General features: G+C 63.5%; 18 protein-coding genes. 7 read left to right on the top strand and 11 right to left on the bottom strand.

All coding sequences use genetic code 11. The annotated features are described in order from the left end of the window. Positions 1-217: 217 nt before the first annotated feature. From BBBF_RS06590 to BBBF_RS06575, 4 genes are all read left to right on the top strand, one after another. Positions 218-1207 carry a zinc-binding dehydrogenase gene (locus tag BBBF_RS06590; protein WP_021648641.1) on the top strand — a complete coding sequence of 330 codons (990 nt, stop codon included), beginning with the start codon at positions 218-220 and terminating at the stop codon, positions 1205-1207. A 43-nt stretch (positions 1208-1250) separates the two neighbouring features. Then, entirely contained in the window at positions 1251-1748 is a 498-nt protein-coding gene (gene purE, locus BBBF_RS06585) for a 5-(carboxyamino)imidazole ribonucleotide mutase (protein WP_003813948.1), read from the top strand. Continuing rightward, on the top strand, positions 1732-2901 hold the full coding sequence (gene purK, locus BBBF_RS06580; RefSeq protein ID WP_013363720.1) for a 5-(carboxyamino)imidazole ribonucleotide synthase: 1170 nt from the start codon (positions 1732-1734) through the stop codon (positions 2899-2901). The genes purE and purK overlap by 17 nt, the downstream gene beginning before the upstream one ends. Positions 2902-3052: 151 nt before the next feature. Continuing rightward, positions 3053-3448 (top strand): Fur family transcriptional regulator, encoded by a 396-nt coding sequence (locus BBBF_RS06575; RefSeq protein WP_003815543.1) that lies wholly within the window; start codon positions 3053-3055, stop codon positions 3446-3448. A 157-nt stretch (positions 3449-3605) separates the two neighbouring features. Here the strand turns inward: BBBF_RS06575 and BBBF_RS06570 are convergent, their stop codons facing one another. The 8 genes from BBBF_RS06570 to rpmB form a co-directional block, all read right to left on the bottom strand. Then, positions 3606-3869, bottom strand: coding sequence for a hypothetical protein (locus BBBF_RS06570; RefSeq protein ID WP_013363719.1), 264 nt, complete (start codon positions 3867-3869; stop codon positions 3606-3608). Between the two features lie 2 nt (positions 3870-3871). Further along, positions 3872-4672, bottom strand: a complete 801-nt coding sequence (locus BBBF_RS06565; RefSeq protein ID WP_013363718.1) for a TIGR03943 family putative permease subunit — start codon at positions 4670-4672, stop codon at positions 3872-3874. Between the two features lie 4 nt (positions 4673-4676). Further along, positions 4677-5798, bottom strand: coding sequence for a permease (locus tag BBBF_RS06560; RefSeq protein WP_021648639.1), 1122 nt, complete (start codon positions 5796-5798; stop codon positions 4677-4679). 208 nt (positions 5799-6006) lie between these two features. Continuing rightward, positions 6007-6177, bottom strand: coding sequence for a 50S ribosomal protein L32 (gene rpmF, locus BBBF_RS06555; RefSeq protein WP_021648637.1), 171 nt, complete (start codon positions 6175-6177; stop codon positions 6007-6009). Beyond that, a complete protein-coding gene (locus BBBF_RS06550; RefSeq protein WP_003813936.1) occupies positions 6177-6299 on the bottom strand; it encodes a 50S ribosomal protein L36 in 123 nt (40 codons plus the stop codon). Before BBBF_RS06550 ends, rpmF begins: the two co-directional genes overlap by 1 nt. 192 nt (positions 6300-6491) lie before the next feature. Then, positions 6492-6749, bottom strand: a complete 258-nt coding sequence (locus BBBF_RS06545) for a type B 50S ribosomal protein L31 (RefSeq protein ID WP_021648636.1) — start codon at positions 6747-6749, stop codon at positions 6492-6494. A gap of 46 nt (positions 6750-6795) precedes the next feature. Then, positions 6796-7101, bottom strand: coding sequence for a 30S ribosomal protein S14 (gene rpsN, locus BBBF_RS06540; RefSeq protein WP_003813933.1), 306 nt, complete (start codon positions 7099-7101; stop codon positions 6796-6798). A gap of 76 nt (positions 7102-7177) precedes the next feature. Further along, positions 7178-7474, bottom strand: coding sequence for a 50S ribosomal protein L28 (rpmB, locus tag BBBF_RS06535; RefSeq protein WP_013390111.1), 297 nt, complete (start codon positions 7472-7474; stop codon positions 7178-7180). Between the two features lie 49 nt (positions 7475-7523). On the opposite strand from rpmB, the gene BBBF_RS06530 reads away from it, so the two are divergent. Beyond that, complete coding sequence (locus BBBF_RS06530) at positions 7524-8291, top strand: hypothetical protein (protein WP_021648634.1); 768 nt, start codon at positions 7524-7526, stop codon at positions 8289-8291. Positions 8292-8411: 120 nt separating this feature from the next. Next, positions 8412-9320 (top strand): metal ABC transporter solute-binding protein, encoded by a 909-nt coding sequence (locus tag BBBF_RS06525; protein WP_021648633.1) that lies wholly within the window; start codon positions 8412-8414, stop codon positions 9318-9320. A gap of 676 nt (positions 9321-9996) precedes the next feature. Here BBBF_RS06525 and BBBF_RS06520 read toward each other — a convergent pair. Next, on the bottom strand, positions 9997-12615 hold the full coding sequence (locus BBBF_RS06520) for a bifunctional lysylphosphatidylglycerol flippase/synthetase MprF (RefSeq protein WP_021648630.1): 2619 nt from the start codon (positions 12613-12615) through the stop codon (positions 9997-9999). Further along, a complete protein-coding gene (locus BBBF_RS06515) occupies positions 12612-13991 on the bottom strand; it encodes an alpha/beta hydrolase (RefSeq protein WP_021648629.1) in 1380 nt (459 codons plus the stop codon). Before BBBF_RS06515 ends, BBBF_RS06520 begins: the two co-directional genes overlap by 4 nt. Positions 13992-14309: 318 nt before the next feature. On the opposite strand from BBBF_RS06515, the gene BBBF_RS06510 reads away from it, so the two are divergent. Then, entirely contained in the window at positions 14310-16526 is a 2217-nt protein-coding gene (locus BBBF_RS06510) for an LTA synthase family protein (RefSeq protein WP_014760479.1), read from the top strand. Positions 16527-16700: 174 nt separating this feature from the next. Here the strand turns inward: BBBF_RS06510 and purD are convergent, their stop codons facing one another. Beyond that, positions 16701-17966: a phosphoribosylamine--glycine ligase gene (purD, locus tag BBBF_RS06505; RefSeq protein ID WP_033509935.1), complete on the bottom strand. Its 1266-nt coding sequence runs from the start codon at positions 17964-17966 to the stop codon at positions 16701-16703. Positions 17967-18038: the final 72 nt, after the last annotated feature.

The following is an 18038-nucleotide window of genomic DNA, read 5'->3' as shown; positions in this document are numbered from 1 at the left end:
TGATAATCGATGCCGTCGCATCGGGCCGCCGGTGCGAGAAAATGCCCCCAACATCTCCGTATACGGCAGGAGTCCTGGGAGGCATTGCGGCTCCGTTCCGCCTGTACCGTCTGTCGCGTCCCGCTCCCGTTGCGCATGCCGCGCCCGGCCTCCGCACGGACGTGTGCGCGTGGTTGAATGGTATCGACGATGGATATCCCCGAACAAGGAGGGGCCAATGAAGGCCGTATTTGCCGCAACGATCAACAATGCCGACCCCTTGGCCGCGCTGGAGGTGGGGGAGCTGCCCGAGCCGCAGCCTCGCCCGTTCTGGTCCACCGTGTCCGTCAAGGCTGCGACCGTCAACCATCATGACATCTGGAGCCTCAAGGGCGTGGGGCTCGCAGCGGATGCCACGCCGATGATCCTCGGTACCGACGCCGCCGGCGTGCTCGACGAGGACATTCCCGTGCGCAAGGGGCTCAAGGCCGGTGACGAGGTCGTGCTGTACACCGTGATCGGCGCCGATGGGGCCGGCGTGATGCCGGGGGAGCGGCGCACGATCCTCTCCGAGCGGTACCCCGGCACGATGGCCTCGAAGACCCAGGTGCCCAGCGCCAACGTGTTCGCCAAGCCCGCGAACCTGACGCTCGACGAGGCCGCCGCGCTCGGCACCAGCTGGCTGACCGCCTACTCGCTGGTGTTCGCTTCGGCGGGCGTCAAACCGGGCGACACGATTCTGATTCAGGGAGCAGGCGGCGGCGTGTCGACCGCTGCCGTTCAGCTCGCCCACGCCGCCGGGCTGGAGGTGTTCGTCACCTCGCGCGACGAGACCAAGCGCGAGCGTGCACTGGCCCTCGGCGCGGACGCCGCGTTCGAGGCCGGAGCGCGCCTCCCGCGCAAGGTCGACGCCGTCATCGAGTCGGTGGGCGCCGCCACATGGGGGCATTCGGTGCGTTCCGTGCGCCCCGGTGGCACGATTGCGATCTGCGGTGCCACCACCGGCGACCAGCCGGGCGCCGAACTCACCCGCGTGTTCTTCCAGGACATACGCGTGCAGGGCAACACGATGGGCTCGCGCGAGGATTTCGCCCGCCTGCTGCGCTTCGTGGAACATGCCGACATACACCCGGTGATCGACTCGACGTTCGGGCTCGCCGACGCCCGCGCGGCCTTCGCCAAGGTTCTTTCCGGCGACGTGTTCGGCAAGGTCGTGGTGAGGATATAGGGGATTGTACAGTTGTAACGGTATCCAAGAGGAGGTTCTTCTTATGACAGACAGCAAGCCCGAAGTCGCCGTGATCATGGGATCGGCCAGCGACTGGGAGACGATGAAGCACGCCTGCGACATGCTCGACCAGTTCGAGGTGCCCTACGTCAAGCAGGTGATCTCCGCCCATCGCACGCCCGAACTGATGGCCGAATTCGCTCACGGCGCCCGTGTCAACGGTCTCAAGGTCATCATCGCCGGTGCCGGCGGCGCCGCGCACCTTCCCGGCATGGTCGCCGCCCAGACCACGCTGCCGGTGATCGGCGTCCCGGTGCGCTCGCATGCGCTCTCCGGCTGGGATTCGTTGCTGTCCATCGTGCAGATGCCCGGCGGCATTCCGGTGGCGACCACCGCCGTCGGCAATTCCGGCGCGACGAACGCCGGCCTGCTGGCGGTGCAGATCCTGAGCACGACCGACAAGCGTCTCGCCGACGCGCTGCAGGAATACCGTGACGCTCTCAAGGAGAAGGTGGCCGAATCCAATGCCCAGCTTGTCTGAGGAGACCCATGGCGCGGTGAAGATGCTGCAGCCCGGAGCGACCATCGGCATCATCGGCGGCGGACAGCTCGGCCGCATGATGGCATTGAGCGCGAAGTACATGGGCTTCCGCATCGGCGTACTCGACCCGACGCCGGACTGCCCGACCGCGCAGGTGGCCGATTTCCAGGTCGTCGGTGAGTACGACGACAAGACCGCCATCCATGATCTGGCGGAGAAGTCCGACGTGCTCACCTATGAGTTCGAGAACGTCGACGCCGAATCCATCGACGAGGTGCGTCACCTGGTCGCGGCCCCGCAGGGCACCGACCTGCTGCGCGTTACCCAGGACCGCATCCACGAGAAGACCTTCATCAACAGGCACGGCATCGAGACCGCACCCTGGCGTGAGGTCAACACCTTCGAGGAGCTTGACGCCGCCATCGACGACCTGCATTACCCGTGCGTGCTCAAGACCCGCTCCGGCGGATACGACGGGCACGGCCAGCATGTGCTGCGCAATGACAGCGACCTGGAGAAGATTCGCGCCCGTGGCGACCGCGGCGGCGGCTTCCCACCGTCCATCCTGGAGGGGTTCGTCGATTTCGCGTTCGAGGCGTCGATTCTCGTGTCCGGCAACGGCAAGGATTACGTCACGTTCCCGATCGTGCGCAACGACCACCGCAACAACATCCTGCATATGACGATCGCCCCCGCCGAGGTGAGCCCGGAGATCGCGCGCACCGCTCACGAGATGGCGCTGGCCCTGGCCCGCGGCTTCGAGCTGGCTGGCACGCTCGCCATCGAGCTGTTCATCACCAAGGACGGTCGCGTCGTCGTCAACGAGCTGGCACCGCGCCCGCACAATTCGGGGCATTACACCATCGAGGCGTGCTCGATCGATCAGTTCGACGCGCACATCCGCGGCATCGCCGGCTGGCCGCTGATCCAGCCGAAGCTGCTCAGCCCGGCGGTCATGGTGAACGTGCTCGGCCAGCATGTCGCGCCCACGAGGGCGCTGATTGCCGACCATCCCGAGTGGAACGTGCACGATTACGGCAAGGCGCAGGTGCGTCATAACCGCAAGATGGGTCATATCACCGTGCTCACGGATGACACTGCGGCGACCGTCGAGGCGTTGGAGGCCACCGGCTGCTGGGATGACCTCAAGTAGTCTCCGGTAGTTTTGGCGGTTCGGGAGCGAGGGGCGTGACGCTGCGGCGTCCGCCCCTCGTTTCGTTGTATGTGCGGCGTGCTCGCATGTCGCCGTGGATTGCGCTATTATCATTAATGGTTGTTAAATGATAATACTTGAGGAGCGTGTGATGGCGAACGGGCCGGTGAGGCATACGAAGCAGAAGGATGCCGTGATGGCGCAGCTTCGCGGCTGTGATGATTTCATTTCCGCGCAGGAGCTGCATCGCAAGCTGGTGGATTCCGGACTGCGCATCGGCCTCGCCACAGTGTATCGGCAGTTGAACTCGCTGGTGGATTCCGGAGCGGCGGATACCGTGCGCATGGATGGGCAGCAGCTGTTCCGCCTGTGCGGCGATGATGCCCACCATCATCATCTGGTGTGTCGCAAATGCGGCAAGACGATCGAGATCGATCCGCCGAGCGAATCCTGGGTGCGCAAGGTGGCCGACGGGCATGGGTTCACGGTGGAGTCGCATACCCTTGAGGTGTTCGGCCTATGCCCCGATTGTCAGGAAAAACGCTGACCTTTCCGCGGATTCGCCCCTGCTGGCGGAGGGCTGTCGGCCGCGGGCTGACTGGGGTGGTCCTGCGGCGTGGCACTCGCGCGCGGAGGAGCCGATAACGACGAATGGCGGCGCGAAGGGATGCTACTCGGTCCCTCCATGCCGCCATTCGCCTATATCATGCGGCCAGTTCGGCCTTGAGTTCCTTGAGGTCGGCGAGGATTTCCTCGTGGCACTTCTCGCTGGTGTCGAAGGCGAGGTGGCAGAAGGCGCACTCGTGACTTTCGCGGTTCTCGTGGCAGGTGTGCACGCAGGCCTTGCCCTCGCACTCCTCGGTGGAGCCGTGCTCGCAGTCGGAGTCGTCGTAGCAGTCACCGGTGACGCAGCAGCCGCAGCAAAAGCCGACCGTGCTTTCGGCGGCGGGGATTGCCGCCGAAAGCACGGTCACTGCCAGTAGAAATAGCCGGTGGGCGCGGCTTTGGCGGTGTGCAGCGACGTGATCTTCAGCATCGGCCCCTGCCGCGTATGCCCGGCGATGCCGTACGTGCCTTGTACGAGCGTCGCGTCGACGCTCACCCAGTCATGCTCCTGAAGGTGCGCGGTCTTCGCATAGTGCGTGGTGAATCCGAACGGCGTCATATCGAGGATGCAACAGGACATGAATTGCCGTGACAGCTCGAACTCATGGGCGCCGAGCGTGGACGGCTTGTAGACGAAACCGGTGAGACGCACCCGATAGCCGATGTATCGCTGCGGATTGTGGTCGATGTGGGAGAACCACGAGCCGAATTCGTCGTCGCTGATGGTGATGGTCTTGCGCTCCTCGTCGAGCCCGTGGAGATGAGCGAATCCCGCCGGCTTGTGCGCGTCCCGGCGTATGGCGATGGCCCGTCCTGCGGCGTACGTGTCGAAACCGGTGCCGTTGCCGGGTTGGAACGGCACGGCGATGAGCAGCGTGGGGATGACGAGCGCGACCAGGAAACGGAACGAGGATCGCTCGTCGGCATGGAACACGCCGAGCCACGCGGCGACGGACAGGGCGAACAGCAGTATCGCGCCGACGATCAGATACGGCAGCGATCGGGGCGTGGTGAGCGTGATATACGAGCCGCTCGTAGTCGAATACACGATGGCCGCGCCCAGTGCCGCGAAACAGATCGCCTCGATCCGGTCGGGAAGCGCGGGAGCATGCCGTGCCGCCGGGGCATGCCGGTCGGAGCCGGGAAAGTTCAGAGTATTCGTCATTGCATCACGCTCCCGTCGTCAGATGGATGGCGACGGCGACCAGGAAACAGGCCGCCGCGACGGTCACGACAAAGCGGATGATGAACCGCGGACGGCATTCCATGACCAGCATCAACGTGTTCTTGAGATCCAGCATCGGCCCGAAAAGCAGAAAAGCGAGCATGGCGGAAGCCGGCAACACGCCGGTCATACTCGCGACGATCACCGCATCGGACGTGGAGCACAGCGAGCAGAGGAAGGCTATCGCCATCGCCGCCGCAATCAGCGTCACGGCACCGATGCCGTCGATCGTGCCGGAGCCGTCGGTCAGTGGGGACAGCGCGGTGCGTACGATGGATGCCGCAATCGTGCCGGACAGCAGAATCGGCATCATGCGCATGACATCGTCGTGCGTGTGCCTGAGGAAGTGCATGAAGCGGGAACGCCCATCCTGCCCCGCATGTTGTACGGCGCAGCCATCACAGGCCGGCGTCCGGCCCCTCGTCAGCGGAAGGTCCCGTACGGCGGGGGAGCGGGACGGGCGGACGGCGAACGACAATCCCACGGCGCTCGCCACCAGCATGCCCAGACCCACGCGGGCCGCCACCATCCATGGACTGCCCGTGAACGCGAACCACGTGGACCAGATCGCCATCGGGTTCATCACCGGGGCCGCGCACAGCAGCGCCGTCGCGTACGGCAGCGGCAGCCGCTTGCGCACCAGATTCGCGAACGTGGGCACCACCATGCAATCGCATACCGGCAGGCACAGCCCGCCGATCATCGCCATCGCCAGTCCGCCGGCCAGCGATTTCGGCACGTGCCGCTCCAACGCATCGGCGCTGACGAATGTGCTGACCGCTGCCGACATCATCGCGCCCACCAGCATGAACGGGATCGTCTGCAATATGAGCCCGGCGGCGCCGGTGCCGATGCGCACCAGCGGAATCGGCAGACCGCGCGATTCGAACATGGCGGACGCGGCGATGAGGAACGCCACCAGCGGCGTGCCGATGATGAGAAAAAGGTAATGCGCCGAATGGTCGCGTCCATCGGCGCTGTTGGCGTCAATGGGACTGCCGCCATCGGCGTGGTGTCCCCGTCCGGTGCCGTCATGAACCGTGCCGGTGTGATGTCCCCATGACATTATGACGCTCCTTGAATTGCCGGCATGGGCTGTCGGTATGGGATGATGCCGCCATATCGTACCACGGTGATAATGGTTCCCAATGCAAAAAGGTGCCGCCTCTCGTCTTGAGAAGCGGCACCCTGCATATAAGTCCCTGCTGAGGCCATGTCACTGGTCTTGGCGGCTGGTTCGCGTGGATTGACCCATCACGCATCGGGTCGCGGGTCTACCGCGGCTTCACGTATCCCTTGCGCACGGCCTTGACCAGACTGTGTGGCACGTGCACCGCCTCGCCATCGGGCATGTGCACGGCGATCAGCTGCGCGGCCTGCGCCTCCCATTGTGACCTGCGCGCATGCGTGTTCGCGCGCGACGTTCTGACTTTCGGCAGTGCCATCAGCCTTGCCTCGCTTTCCAGTGGGGGTTCTTCTTGTTGATCACATAAAGATGCCCGCGGCGGCGCACGACGTACGAGCCGTCCTTGCGCGCCAACGAGCGTATCGACGATTTGACCTTCATATCGTTGCTCCGTTTCGTGTTTTCGATGGGTTTATGCAGTGTTGGTGGATTTATGCAGTGTTGATGTATGGGCTGCGCCGGTCGGCCGACCGCCCTCAGTCTCGCTTCGCGAGCCAGCTCCCGCCAGCGGGGGCTTCCGCGTAGCGGGTGGGGATGGTTCGCGCATTGGGATGCCGGCATTCGCCGGCCCTGTCAGCTCCGTCCGTAGCGCTTGTTGAATTTCTGCACTTGGCCGGCCGTGTCGAGCACGACGTTGCGGCCGGTGTAGAACGGGTGGCTGTAGCTCGACACCTCCACGTTGATCAGGGAATAGGTGTTGCCGTCCTCCCATTCGATGGTCGGCAGGCTCGCGGCCTTCGCGACCAGCGTGGACCGCGTGAGGAACGCCTTTCCGGCGGACCGGTCGCGGAATACCACGTACCCGTATTGAGGATGGATGTTGTCTTTCATATGATGATGCCTTTCTGGTGATGCGATGTTGGTGCGCCGCGGTGGATCACCAACTGCTCTTCACCACGCCGGGAAGCTCCCCGCGGTGCGCCTTTTCCCTCAGGTTGATACGGGACAGTCCGAATTTACGGTTGAAGGCGCGTGGCCGGCCGTCGATGCTGTCGCGGTTGCGCAGCCTGGTCGGGCTGGCGTCGCGGGGGATCGCATGCAGTCGGCGCATCGCCTCGGCGCGTTCGTCGGCGGTCAGGTGCGGGTTGACCGAGTCCCTTTTGCACTGTGCCCGTCGCTGCGCGTATTTGGCGACGATCTGCTCGCGTTGCAGTTGCTTGTTGATTTTGCTGGTCTTTGCCATTGAGGCTCCTTGATGATGGCTGTGTGCCGAGATGACGCTCGGACGGCCGCGGTTCGTGCGGGCCGTCGGAACGGATTCAGCGGGTCTCGCGGAATGTGACCCGCTTGCGTACGACCGGGTCGAACTTCGTCAGTTCCAGACGGGCCGGCGTGTTACGGCGGATGCGTGCCAGGGCCGCTTCGATGCCGATGCGGTCGATGGTCTTCATCCCTTTGACACTGACGGTCAGCGTGACGTGACGGCCGAGCGAGGGAACCCAGTACCGCTTGGTCTGCAGGTTCGGGTTGAAGCGTCGGCGTGTTTTCCTATGCGAGTGGGATACACGGTTGCCCGTTGAGGCGCGCGTGCCCAGAATTTGACATTGTTTGGACATGGATGCCAATATATCATAATGATAATCATTATCAAAAAGAAAGGCGATCATGATTCATCCGACATTGCAATCACGGGGAAACGCGGATACGTCGGTGGTGTTGCTGACGGGCGCCGATCGGCTGAGTCTGGACTCCGTGGCGTTCTCCCTGGCCGACTCGTATGCGTCCGTATGCGCGATCTCGTATGATGTGCGCCCGAATGACGAGGCGGATGCCGGTCTGAGCATCGTCAGGCGTGTCAGCCGCCCGGTGGGGCAGGGCGTCGGGGTGGGCGACGTGGAAATCTTCGATCTGTCGGATTGTTGTCTGAGCTGCTCGGTCAAGCACGACGCGGGCGGGACGCTCGCCTCTCTGCGAGGTCAGGCCCGTGTGTTCCTGGTGGGTCTTCCGGTGGGACTGGAGGCGACGCCGGTCGCCCGGTATCTCGAAGACATGATGCGCCTTGATTCGTGGGGTGATGGCATGGGCGTCGCGGCCGTGGTCAATGCGGTCGGTCTGGACGAGTTCGAGGAGCGGTTCTTCGACGACGACCGTCTGTGCGTGTATGGCACGGGTGACGAGGATGGCGTATTCGACGAGCGGTCGACCGGCGCGGTGGTGTCGCGCCTGATCCGGGAGGCGACGCATGTCCTTGAGCTGCCGGTGGTCGGCCGGGGCTGCCTGTCGCGGCATGTGGATGCCGACGGCGAATGCGCGTGCCGCGACATCATCCGCGCCGTGGCCAGGCGGGGCGCCGTGGTGGTCGAGGACGCCCATGAGGCGGACCTGTGCGACATCGCCGGCCTGTATGAAGTCGAGTCGTCCGTCGGTGCGTGATCGGCCGCGCGACACGCCCATTTGATAACGATAATGATAATAAATCTCAATAACGTGTATACTGTGAACCGAAAGAACGGGAGAAAGCCCGTCATCATCCGGAGAGGAACGGAATAACAAATGCAGATTTCATCTATCATCAGGCGCGCCGTCGCGGGTGTGGCGGCCGCCTCTATGCTGGTGGCCGTCGCGGCATGCGGAACGAGCAAGGACAACAAGACCGCCGGGGGAGAAGGCGGCAACGGCACCATCGAAGTCGTTGCCAGCATCAACCAGTGGGGCTCCGTCGCCAAGGACCTCGGCGGCTCCCACGTCGACGTCACCAACATCATGACGAAGACCAACGTCGAAGCGCACGACTACGAGCCCACCAGCCAGGACGTCGCGAAGTTCGGCACCGCGAAGGTCGCCGTCGTGAACGGCGCCGACTACGATCCGTGGGCGTCCAAGGCCTCATCCGCGACGAAGGCCACGCTGGTCACCGCAGCCGAAACCGCCGGCATCAAGGAAGGCGACAACCCGCACGTCTGGTTCTCCGCCAAGGTGCGCAACAACACCGCCGACGCCATCACCGCGGCCTATCAGAAGGCCGACCCGAGCCACAAGGACGACTACGCCAAGCTCAATAAGGAATGGCACGCCAAGGAGGATCAGCTGGAAAGCAAGATCAAGGACGCCTCCGCCAAGACCAAGGATGTGCCGTACGCCGCGACCGAATCCGTCGCATGGTACCTCGCCGACGACCTGGACATGAAGGACGCCACCCCGACCGGCTACGCGCAGGCCTCCGCCAACGAGAGCGAGCCCACCCCGTCCGACATCAAGGCGTTCCAGGACGCCCTCAAGGGCGGCTCCATCAAGATGCTGGTATTCAACACGCAGGAAGCTAACTCCACCACCGATCAGATCACCGGTGCCGCCAAGAGCGCCAACGTCCCGATCGTCGAGCTCACCGAGCAGATGCCGAAGGAATACACCAACCTGCTCGATTGGATGAGCGCCCTCGTCGACCAGTTCGCCAAGGCGTGATGCCGGCGCGCTGATTCTATCTCTATCTATATCTCCTTCAACGGCGGGGCCTCCTTGCGGGGGCCTCGTCGCTTTTGCGCATGGAGGGGCATCATTCCGTGATGGGCTCTTCGGAGCAGTCTCCGATTGCTTCGCGACGGGCTCCGGGGAGCGAATCATCCGATTCGGCCGGGCTGGAATGGCGTCATTTTCACGATGTGGATGCCGTTTCGTCTGATGAATGATCTGGCCGTCACTGTGCGTGGGTACCGTCACCGTGCGAGGGTTCGCACAGTGACGAGGGCGGTAGAAACCCTTATTTTCCAATGATTTCCGTGACGCAGTCACACTGCGAGGGCACGCACGGTGACGGTACCCACGCACGGTGACGCTTGACCCGTGTAACAGTTGAGCTCGTCCGCGATGGAACTGCGAAATCCCGCCGGACGCATATACGGGCAAGATGATGGACACGCCGGCCGTATCCGGATTCACGCGGCGGGTGCACGATCATCGTCATCGGCCGAACATGCGTCTTATGGGAGACACGCCAAAATGCGTCGCAGGGCTGCCGGGAGGACGGTTGGGATGGTGAAATCCTGCGATTGTTGTTTTCTATGCGTGGCAACCCTGCCGTGTACACGGGCGACGACCGTCACGGCGATTGTCCGGAACCCATGAAGGGCCGGATGGCCGGCTACCGCTGCAGTGTGCGCAGCATGCCCATGGCCTCCTTCGCCGTCAGGGACGGCACGTAGGCGCGGACGACCGCCAGCCCGATTTGGGCCAGCACGGCCGGATCGGGATAGCAGATGTACACCGGCTCCTCGGTCGGCTGGAACTTGCGTTTGAAATTGAACAGCGAGTGGAATCCGTATGCGGGCTCCATCCAATCCGCCACGATCTGCAGCGCATGCTGCAGCATGACGGTGCCGGTATCCATATGTCCGGTCTCGTCGGCATTGTCGCGCTGCGGGTTCATGCCGGCCAGCGGCGCGGCGGACAGGCTCATGAACTCGACGGCGCACTCGGGGTGCTCCAGCCCCTCGTCACGCAGCCGCTCCGCCATGCGCGCGATCAGGAACTCCATGATGCCGTTCGGACTGTCGGTGCGATGCCGCATGAAATCAAGCGTCCAGCCGATGATGCGCCCGTCGCGCCACGTCGGCAGCCAGCTGGTCACGCCTAGCACCGTCCCTTCGGCGTCGATCGCGTACAGGATGCGCACGCGCGGGTCGTGCAGCTCCTCGACGCCGCCCAGCGTGAACTTCATCTCCGGCAGCGCCTTGAGCTGCGCCCACTGCTCGGAGATCTCCTCGATCTGTTCGCGTATGTCGTTCGGGGCCTCGTTGAAGGTCGACATCACGTCGCTGATGCCGGAACGTTTCGCCTTGTTGATGGCGGTGCGGATGTCCTGCCATTTCTTGCCGGTCGTCTTCCATTGCCGGGGATCGACCACCATCTCGCTGCCGACCTCCAGCGAATACCAGCCCATGGCGGCAAGCTGGTCGCGCTGCTCGCGATGCACGCTGTATAGCACGGGCGACCATGACTGCTGCATGCTGAACCGAGCGAACTCGCGCAGGTCGGACGACCATTCGCCACGGTCGCCGAACGGGCCCGTGGTCGTCAGCGCGATGCCGTGGATCACCCGGTATGCCATGGCCGACCGTCCGGTGGCGGAGAACCAGTAATGGTTGCCCTCCCACGTGGTCATGAAGCTCATCGACTCGCCATCCAGCTCCACCAGGCGGCCGGCGTTGGCGCGGGCGCGTCCGTCGACCAGCAGGATCTCACGCATCCATCGGACCGCGACGACCAGCACCACGAGCCAGAAAACCAGTCCCACGGCCTGATCGACCACCGATGCGGCCACGGTGCGCGGCAGGAACGACGGCCTGCTGCGGTTGAGGAACCCGATGGGAATGAACCGTGACGGCAGCTCATGCATCAGGCCATGCCATGTCGCCGGAGGCCGGAAATCGCCGGGGCGCAACAGTCCGAAGCCCAGATACGCCGCGATGCAGACGGCCAGGGCGATGACGACCGCCGCGCTGCCTCGCCGCAGACGCCCCGCGTCCGTGCGGATCGGGAAGTGGCGCATGGAGCAGGCGACGGCGATGGCGAACACCATCGGCAACAGCACGTTGGCGATGCTCGCCGGAATCGCGCCGTGCAGCAGCAGGGAACGCAACCCCTGCGGCGCGTGAGACAGAGGCGCCACGAAATAGTACAGCATCGCGATGCAGGATTCCCCCAGCCCGACGATGATGAACGCCCACGCGGCGAGACGCCTGCCACGATACAGGCCCCAGGTCATGATGAGCATCACCGCGGTCGGCAGCAGGGAACGCAGGACCGCCCCAGGCATGGACACCCGCAGCAGATTGAACTGGAAGAAGCAGTCGGTGCGGGCCATGCCGGCAAGGCAGGAGGCGAGCTTGCCGTCATCGGGTGAGGCCGGGCTCATAATCAGTCCCAATGAGCTCAACGGGCCGATATGGGTTGGTGAGGAGATTGCGATGATCGGGCCGAGCGTGAGTACCAGCGCGATGGCCGCGAACACGCGACGGGTCTCGTACGACGTGCTCAGCTGCCAGTGCAGCGGATCCGCCGCCGAAGTGTCGTCCAGCTGTCGGACGGTCTTCCGCTTGGATGCCAGCGCGCCCAGTACATGGCCGAATCCCGCCGCCGCGAGCAGGCAGTAGTCACCGGGATTACCACTGAACATCACAACCATGATAATGGACACATAGCCGATCAGACGGATGCGTCGCCTCCACAGGCGGCGGGTGAACGCGCTGGCCGCCATCATCGCGCCCACGCCCAGCGTCAGCGGGCTGAGCGCGAAACGGATGCGGCCCACCACCGGAGTGCCCTGCAACAGTTGGGCGATGCCTCCGCACAGCAGCAGTCCCAGGGCCGTCCCGGCGAGCGTGCAGATGAAGGCCGCCGTCAGGGTGCGGCGGCGGCCCAGCAGCGTCTCGGCGATGGAGAACATCACCAACAGCGCGATCGTGTCGACGAGCAGCTGCAGGATTCCGCGTGTCAGCAGCAGCGTGGCCAGCAGATGCAGCAGGTTGAACTCCTGCAGGCTGGTGCGCAGGCTGCGCAGAGGCAGTGGACGGCCGGCCAGCGCGAAGCCGATCCACATGGCGATGTTGAGCCCCGCGAACGTGCAGGACAACGTCACTGCGAGGCGATGCCCGTGAATCCAGACGCTCACGTCCTGCACCAAGGCATGCATCCTGCCGTGGGTACGGCATTTGCGGCGGCTTTCTTTGCCGCTCTCCGGTTCGACTTGCGTGTCGCTCATTGCAGAACCTCGATTCTCGGATAGTCGGACCATGTCAGGCCCGTTTCGCCCAGACCCCAGCGGTGCGCGCACAGCCAGGGGACGGCCGCCTCCAATGTCGCGTTGACGGAATGCCAGTCATGGCCGGTGTCAGGCACGACGATCTTCACGACGTGCATGCCGGCCTTGACACCGGCCTGGCCGTTGACGATGACGTTTTTTATGGATCTCGCGTCGCGCTTGCCCGCCCCCAGAATCATGATCTGGTTGGAAGGCGCGTGGTCGGCGATGGCGTTGGCCGGCACTTGAGCCTCATAGGCGCTGCGGTCGCCGTTGAAATATTCGGCGACCATATGCTCCACGGATCCGGCGGTGGGCTTCAGCTCGCCGTCCACGGCGATGATGGAGCCGAATATGTCCGGGTGCCGCGGTCCCAACTGGGTGGCACACGTGCCACCCTGCGAGAACCCGCCGATCGCCCAATCCCGCGCCTGCCGGGACACGGGCAGATGCGCTTTGATCCACCGTGGCACGTCGACGGTCAGATACGTCTCCGCGCGTCCGACCTTGGTCGTGTCGGCGCACAGGCTGTTCACCGTGTTGTCGCCGTTCTGGTCGGGCGAGATGACGATGGGCGCCAGACCGTGATGCGCCTTCGCATACTGGTCCAGGATCGCGGCGATGCCGCTGGCCGAGAACACGCGGTCCGGATTGCCCGGCTGCCCGGCGAGCATGACGAGTACCGGCAGCTCTGGCGGTGTGTCGCTCAGAGCGGCTGGCGGCATGTAGACGGCCGCGGTACGCGCGCGGAATCCGGAGGCTGTGTTGGATATGTCCACCGAATAGACCTTGCCGTGCGCGGCGGCGGGCGGCAGTTTGCCATCGAGCACCTCGCGCAGCCATTCATCGACGGTCAGGGTCCCCTTCTGCATGTGCGACGTGCTGAGCGGATGATATGACGAATAGCCGATCAGCGAGCCGATGGTCTGATACTCCCCGTAAATCGAGTCGATACGGAGCGCGGTGGAGACCAGCACGAATGGGATGAGCACCGCGGCCATCAGGCGCCGGGCGCGCCGGGCGTGCACGATGGTCGTCACCAGCAGTCCCAACAGCGCGCAGCACGCGGCCGCAGCCATGATGACGGGCCAGCCCAGCGATACGCCGAATACCATGATTTTTTCGGAAAGCAGCCACATGACCAGCAGGCCGAAGCCACCGCAGACAAGCATGATGGGCACCTGCCTCGCCAGCTTGGACCGATCGCTCCTGAAGACCTGCCACAGCAGCAATATCGCCACTCCCACGCCGACAATCACCCATATCGTGGTTGGCAACGGGCCTGAGACGAGTCGTATATGCAGTAACCTCGTCACCCAACTCGGCAACGATTCCATGCGATCATCCCCCTTGTAAGTGTCATCGGTTGATATTACCCGGTATGACCCGGCGCCTTTCGTCCGTCTCAGGGATGATATTGCCCGATGCTGTATACGGGGCCCACTTATGCGGATCATGCGGGGCTCTTCCGCGCGGATTCCAACGGGCGGCGAGTGGCCCATACGGGTCTCAGACTGGTCTCATACGGGGAGATTCAGGGAAATATCAGTGAACGTGATGTACCATTGTCGTCGTTTCTTTACTAGAATGTCATTCGGTATTCATCATGGCGGCGCATGGCCGTTCCCTTCCGCGCGTGACGTGGCGGAAGAACCATGATGACGTGTATATGGCCGATAACGAATTGGGCATGGGTCGGATGGCGCCATGCGAATCACACGAAGTGCGGGTATATGAGCGACGAAATAAACGACAAGAACGACGACGGTACGAACGTGGCCGATGCCGTCAGCCCGTCCGGCGAGATCGAGGTGCTGGATATCAAGCGGGCCGACTCCTCTTCCGGCAGGAACGGCGGCAAAGGCGGCAGAAACGGCGGTCGCCGTGAGTATAAGCCGTTCCCCGGCTGGCTGTACGGTGTCCTGTTCGTGGTGTTCGACATGGCGGCGGTCGCTGCGCTGCAGTGGGGCGTCAGCCAGTCCGGCACGCGCGTGCAGCTGTCCAGTCCCGTCGTGGGCTGGGGTTTCGTGTCGAAGATGTGGACCAAGGGCAACTTCGTGTTCGTGCTGAACCTGCTGCTCATCGGCGCGCTGTATCTGGCGCTGCTCATGCTGTTCAACCGGTTCTGGATAGCCACGCCGGTGCTGCTGGCCGTGGCCATCATCGTGGGCGTCATCGAGCATTTCAAGGTGTCCATACGCTATGAGGCGATTCTGCCGTCCGACCTGGGCTTCCTCGGCTCGAATACCGGCAATCTGATGAGTTTCACCCCTCCGGGGGCCCATTGGATCATCCTCGGCGCACTCGCGGTGTTCCTGGTGTTCGTCGCACTGTTCGTGGTGCTCAACCATGTCGATGGCCGGCATGGTCGCATGATCCGTTTCGACAACAAGGGGTTGGCCGCCGGAATCCGTCTGATGGTGTTCCTGCTGCCGTCGTTGTTCTTCGGCCTGTACTGTGACCAGGTCAGCACTGTCGGCTCGTGGGCGAACGGTTTTTCCAAGGCCCTGGGCGACACTCCTTCGATGTGGGATTCCGTGTATGACGCGCAGCGCAACGGTCCGCTGGTCTCGTTCACCCGGCAGCTCAACCCGACGATCATGGATGAGCCGAGCGATTACAGCGAGGCCACGATGAAGGAGGTCGTCAAGAGGTACGAGGCCGCCGCCGAGAAGATCAACGCCTCGCGCACGAAGAACATGACCGATTCGACGGTGGTCTACGTGCTGTCCGAATCGTTCTCAGACCCCGCGCGCGTACCCGGTGTGAAGCTCAACAAGGACGCCATTCCGGAGGTCCGTGCCATCAAATCCGGCACGACCAGCGGTCTGATGCTGTCGTCCGGATACGGTGGCGGCACCGCGAACTTGGAGTATATGGGATTGTCGGGCCTGAGCATGGCGAATTTCGACTCGTCTCTGACCAGCCCGTACCAGCAGCTGGTACCGGGGCAGCATTGGACGCCGACGATCAACCAGATGTGGGGGGCTCCGAAGAACTCCATCGCCTTCCACCCGTATGAGCCGTCGATGTATTCGCGTGCGACGAACTACAAGAAGTTCGGATTCGCGCATTTCTACACGCTGCAGGGCGACGACATCATCAAGCATCGGGACAAGATCGACCGTTCCCCGTACGTGTCCGACAAGGCCACGTATCAGAGCGCGTTGGAGGACATCAGCTCGACCGATTCGAACCAGTTCATCCAGATCATCACGATGCAGAACCATATGCCGTACAACGACTGGTATGCCGACAACGAGTTCAAGGCCACCGCGGCCGACGGCGCCGATTCCCTCGGCTCCGACGAAGTGACGGCTATCGACACGTATGCGAAGGGCGCGAGCATCACCGATACGGAGACGAAGAACTTCCTCGATGAGCTCAACAAGCTCGACAAGCCGGTGACGGTCGTGTTCTATGGCGACCATCTGCCGGGCATCTACGAAACCGCCAGCCAGGATACGAACAATTCGCTGGCGCTGCATTTGACGGATTATTTCATATGGTCCAACAAGGCGTCCGGCTCGCAGGGCAAGAAGGTCGACAACAGCGTGTACTCGTCGCCGAACTATTTCGTGGCGCAGACTGCGGAGCACATGAACGCGAAGGTGTCGCCGTACCTGGCGTTCCTGACGCTCATGCACAAGAAGGTCTCCGCCATGGAGCCGCCGGTGGTCAACAAGATCCAGGGATGGGACCGCATCCCCGAGGGGCAGGATATCTATCTTGACGCGGCGGGCAACCCGATGGCCGAGGACGAGTTCGACGAGCAGACCAAGCAGCTGATGACCGATTACAAGCTCATCCAGTACGACATCACGGCCGGCAAAAACTATCTGAAAGACACCGACTTCATGGATCTGCCGTAAGGCCTCACAAAATAGCAATTGCCCCCGCTACTAGCGGGGGCAATTTCATAGGCATGCCATACACGGCTTTTTACCGCCTGAAGTGAGTTGTGTGGTGCAGATGCAAGGCGCGGAATGCGACGACGTACGATGGTACTTCGAGCGTTCCGCAACGCAGCAGATGCGCCGCACAACTCACTTCAGCGCTTTGGCACCGATGTCGTGGCGGTAAAACATTCCCTCCGTGTCCAGCTTGTCGATGATTGCGTAGACCTTGTCTTGGGCGGACTTGAGGTCGGGGGCGGTGGTTTCGATGAGGAGGACGCGTCCGGAGGAGGCGACGAGGCCTTGGTCGCTGTTGGAGACGCCGGCGTAGTAGACGTGGGAGGTGTCGTCGACGGGGATGGAGGGGATTTTGGCACCCTTGATGACGTTGACGGGGTAGCCGTTGGAGGCGAGGACGACGCCGAGGGTGGCGTTGTCGCTGTCCCAGGTGAAGGCGGGGGTGCCGCCGTCGAGGATGGCGCTGATGGCTGCTCCGAAATCGCTGGTGAGCTTGGGGAGGACGACTTCGGTTTCGGGGTCGCCGAAGCGGGCGTTGAATTCGATGACCTTGGGGCCGTCGGCGGTGGCGATGAGGCCGGCGTAGAGGATGCCGGTGAAGGGGGTGCCTTCGGCGGCCATGGCTTCGACGGTGGGGCGCACGATGGTGTCGATAGCGGTGTCGATGACGTCCTGGCCGATCTGGGGAACGGGGCTGTAGGCGCCCATGCCGCCGGTGTTGGGTCCTTCGTCGTTGTCGTAGGCGCGCTTGTGGTCCTGGGAGATGGGCATGGGCCAGAATTCGGTGCCGCGGACGAAGCTCATGAGGGAGAATTCCTGGCCTTCGAGGAAGTCTTCGATGACGACCTTGGCGCCGGCCTTGCCGAAGCGGTGGTCGATGAAGATGTCGTCGAGAGCGGTGATGGCGGTGTCGACGTCCATGGCGACGGTGACACCCTTGCCGGCGGCGAGTCCGTCGGCCTTGACGACGATGGGGGCGCCGTGTTCGCGCACGTAGGCGACGGAGTCTTCGAGGTTGTCGAAGGTGCGGTATTGGGCGGTGGGGATGTTGTGGCGGGCCATCAGCTGCTTGGCGAAGTCTTTGGAGCCTTCGATCTGGGCGGCGGCCTTGTTGGGGCCGAAGGCCTTGATGCCGGCCGCGGCGAAGTCGTCGACGAGTCCTTCGATCAGGGGGACTTCAGGGCCGACGAACGCCCAGTCGTACTGGTTGTGCTGCATGAAGCTGATGAAGGCGGCGTGGTTTGATTCGTTGATTTGGGTGGTGCGGATGCCGTCCAGTTCCATGCCGGGGTTGCCGGAGGCGACGGTGACTTCGCTGACGCTGTCGCCGCGCAGCAGCGCGTGCGCGATGTCGTGTTCGCGTGCGCCCGAGCCGATGACCAAGACTTTCTGACCCATGATGTGTCCTTTCTTCAGGCCCCGCTGGCGGGGCTGTCCGTTGCAGACGGACTGGGGGGGGCTTGCCGGCCA

The sequence above is a fragment of the Bifidobacterium bifidum ATCC 29521 = JCM 1255 = DSM 20456 genome, assembly GCF_001025135.1.
In the GTDB taxonomy this organism is placed as follows: Bacteria; Actinomycetota; Actinomycetes; order Actinomycetales; family Bifidobacteriaceae; genus Bifidobacterium; species Bifidobacterium bifidum.
The sequence above is the reverse complement of the archived record's forward strand: the minus strand, read 5'-3'. Positions and strand labels throughout refer to the sequence as shown.

What these genes read in the sequence shown, in the direction of transcription:
- BBBF_RS06590 (WP_021648641.1), top strand. Translation starts at nt 218, where the DNA reads ATGAAGGCCGTATTTGCCGCAACGATCAACAATGCCGACCCCTTGGCC.
- purE (WP_003813948.1), top strand. Translation starts at nt 1,251, where the DNA reads ATGACAGACAGCAAGCCCGAAGTCGCCGTGATCATGGGATCGGCCAGC.
- purK (WP_013363720.1), top strand. Translation starts at nt 1,732, where the DNA reads ATGCCCAGCTTGTCTGAGGAGACCCATGGCGCGGTGAAGATGCTGCAG.
- BBBF_RS06575 (WP_003815543.1), top strand. Translation starts at nt 3,053, where the DNA reads ATGGCGAACGGGCCGGTGAGGCATACGAAGCAGAAGGATGCCGTGATG.
- BBBF_RS06565 (WP_013363718.1), bottom strand. Translation starts at nt 4,672, where the DNA reads ATGACGAATACTCTGAACTTTCCCGGCTCCGACCGGCATGCCCCGGCG.
- BBBF_RS06560 (WP_021648639.1), bottom strand. Translation starts at nt 5,798, where the DNA reads ATGTCATGGGGACATCACACCGGCACGGTTCATGACGGCACCGGACGG.
- rpmF (WP_021648637.1), bottom strand. Translation starts at nt 6,177, where the DNA reads ATGGCACTGCCGAAAGTCAGAACGTCGCGCGCGAACACGCATGCGCGC.
- BBBF_RS06550 (WP_003813936.1), bottom strand. Translation starts at nt 6,299, where the DNA reads ATGAAGGTCAAATCGTCGATACGCTCGTTGGCGCGCAAGGACGGCTCG.
- BBBF_RS06545 (WP_021648636.1), bottom strand. Translation starts at nt 6,749, where the DNA reads ATGAAAGACAACATCCATCCTCAATACGGGTACGTGGTATTCCGCGAC.
- rpsN (WP_003813933.1), bottom strand. Translation starts at nt 7,101, where the DNA reads ATGGCAAAGACCAGCAAAATCAACAAGCAACTGCAACGCGAGCAGATC.
- rpmB (WP_013390111.1), bottom strand. Translation starts at nt 7,474, where the DNA reads ATGTCCAAACAATGTCAAATTCTGGGCACGCGCGCCTCAACGGGCAAC.
- BBBF_RS06530 (WP_021648634.1), top strand. Translation starts at nt 7,524, where the DNA reads ATGATTCATCCGACATTGCAATCACGGGGAAACGCGGATACGTCGGTG.
- BBBF_RS06525 (WP_021648633.1), top strand. Translation starts at nt 8,412, where the DNA reads ATGCAGATTTCATCTATCATCAGGCGCGCCGTCGCGGGTGTGGCGGCC.
- BBBF_RS06520 (WP_021648630.1), bottom strand. Translation starts at nt 12,615, where the DNA reads ATGAGCGACACGCAAGTCGAACCGGAGAGCGGCAAAGAAAGCCGCCGC.
- BBBF_RS06515 (WP_021648629.1), bottom strand. Translation starts at nt 13,991, where the DNA reads ATGGAATCGTTGCCGAGTTGGGTGACGAGGTTACTGCATATACGACTC.
- BBBF_RS06510 (WP_014760479.1), top strand. Translation starts at nt 14,310, where the DNA reads ATGATGACGTGTATATGGCCGATAACGAATTGGGCATGGGTCGGATGG.
- purD (WP_033509935.1), bottom strand. Translation starts at nt 17,966, where the DNA reads ATGGGTCAGAAAGTCTTGGTCATCGGCTCGGGCGCACGCGAACACGAC.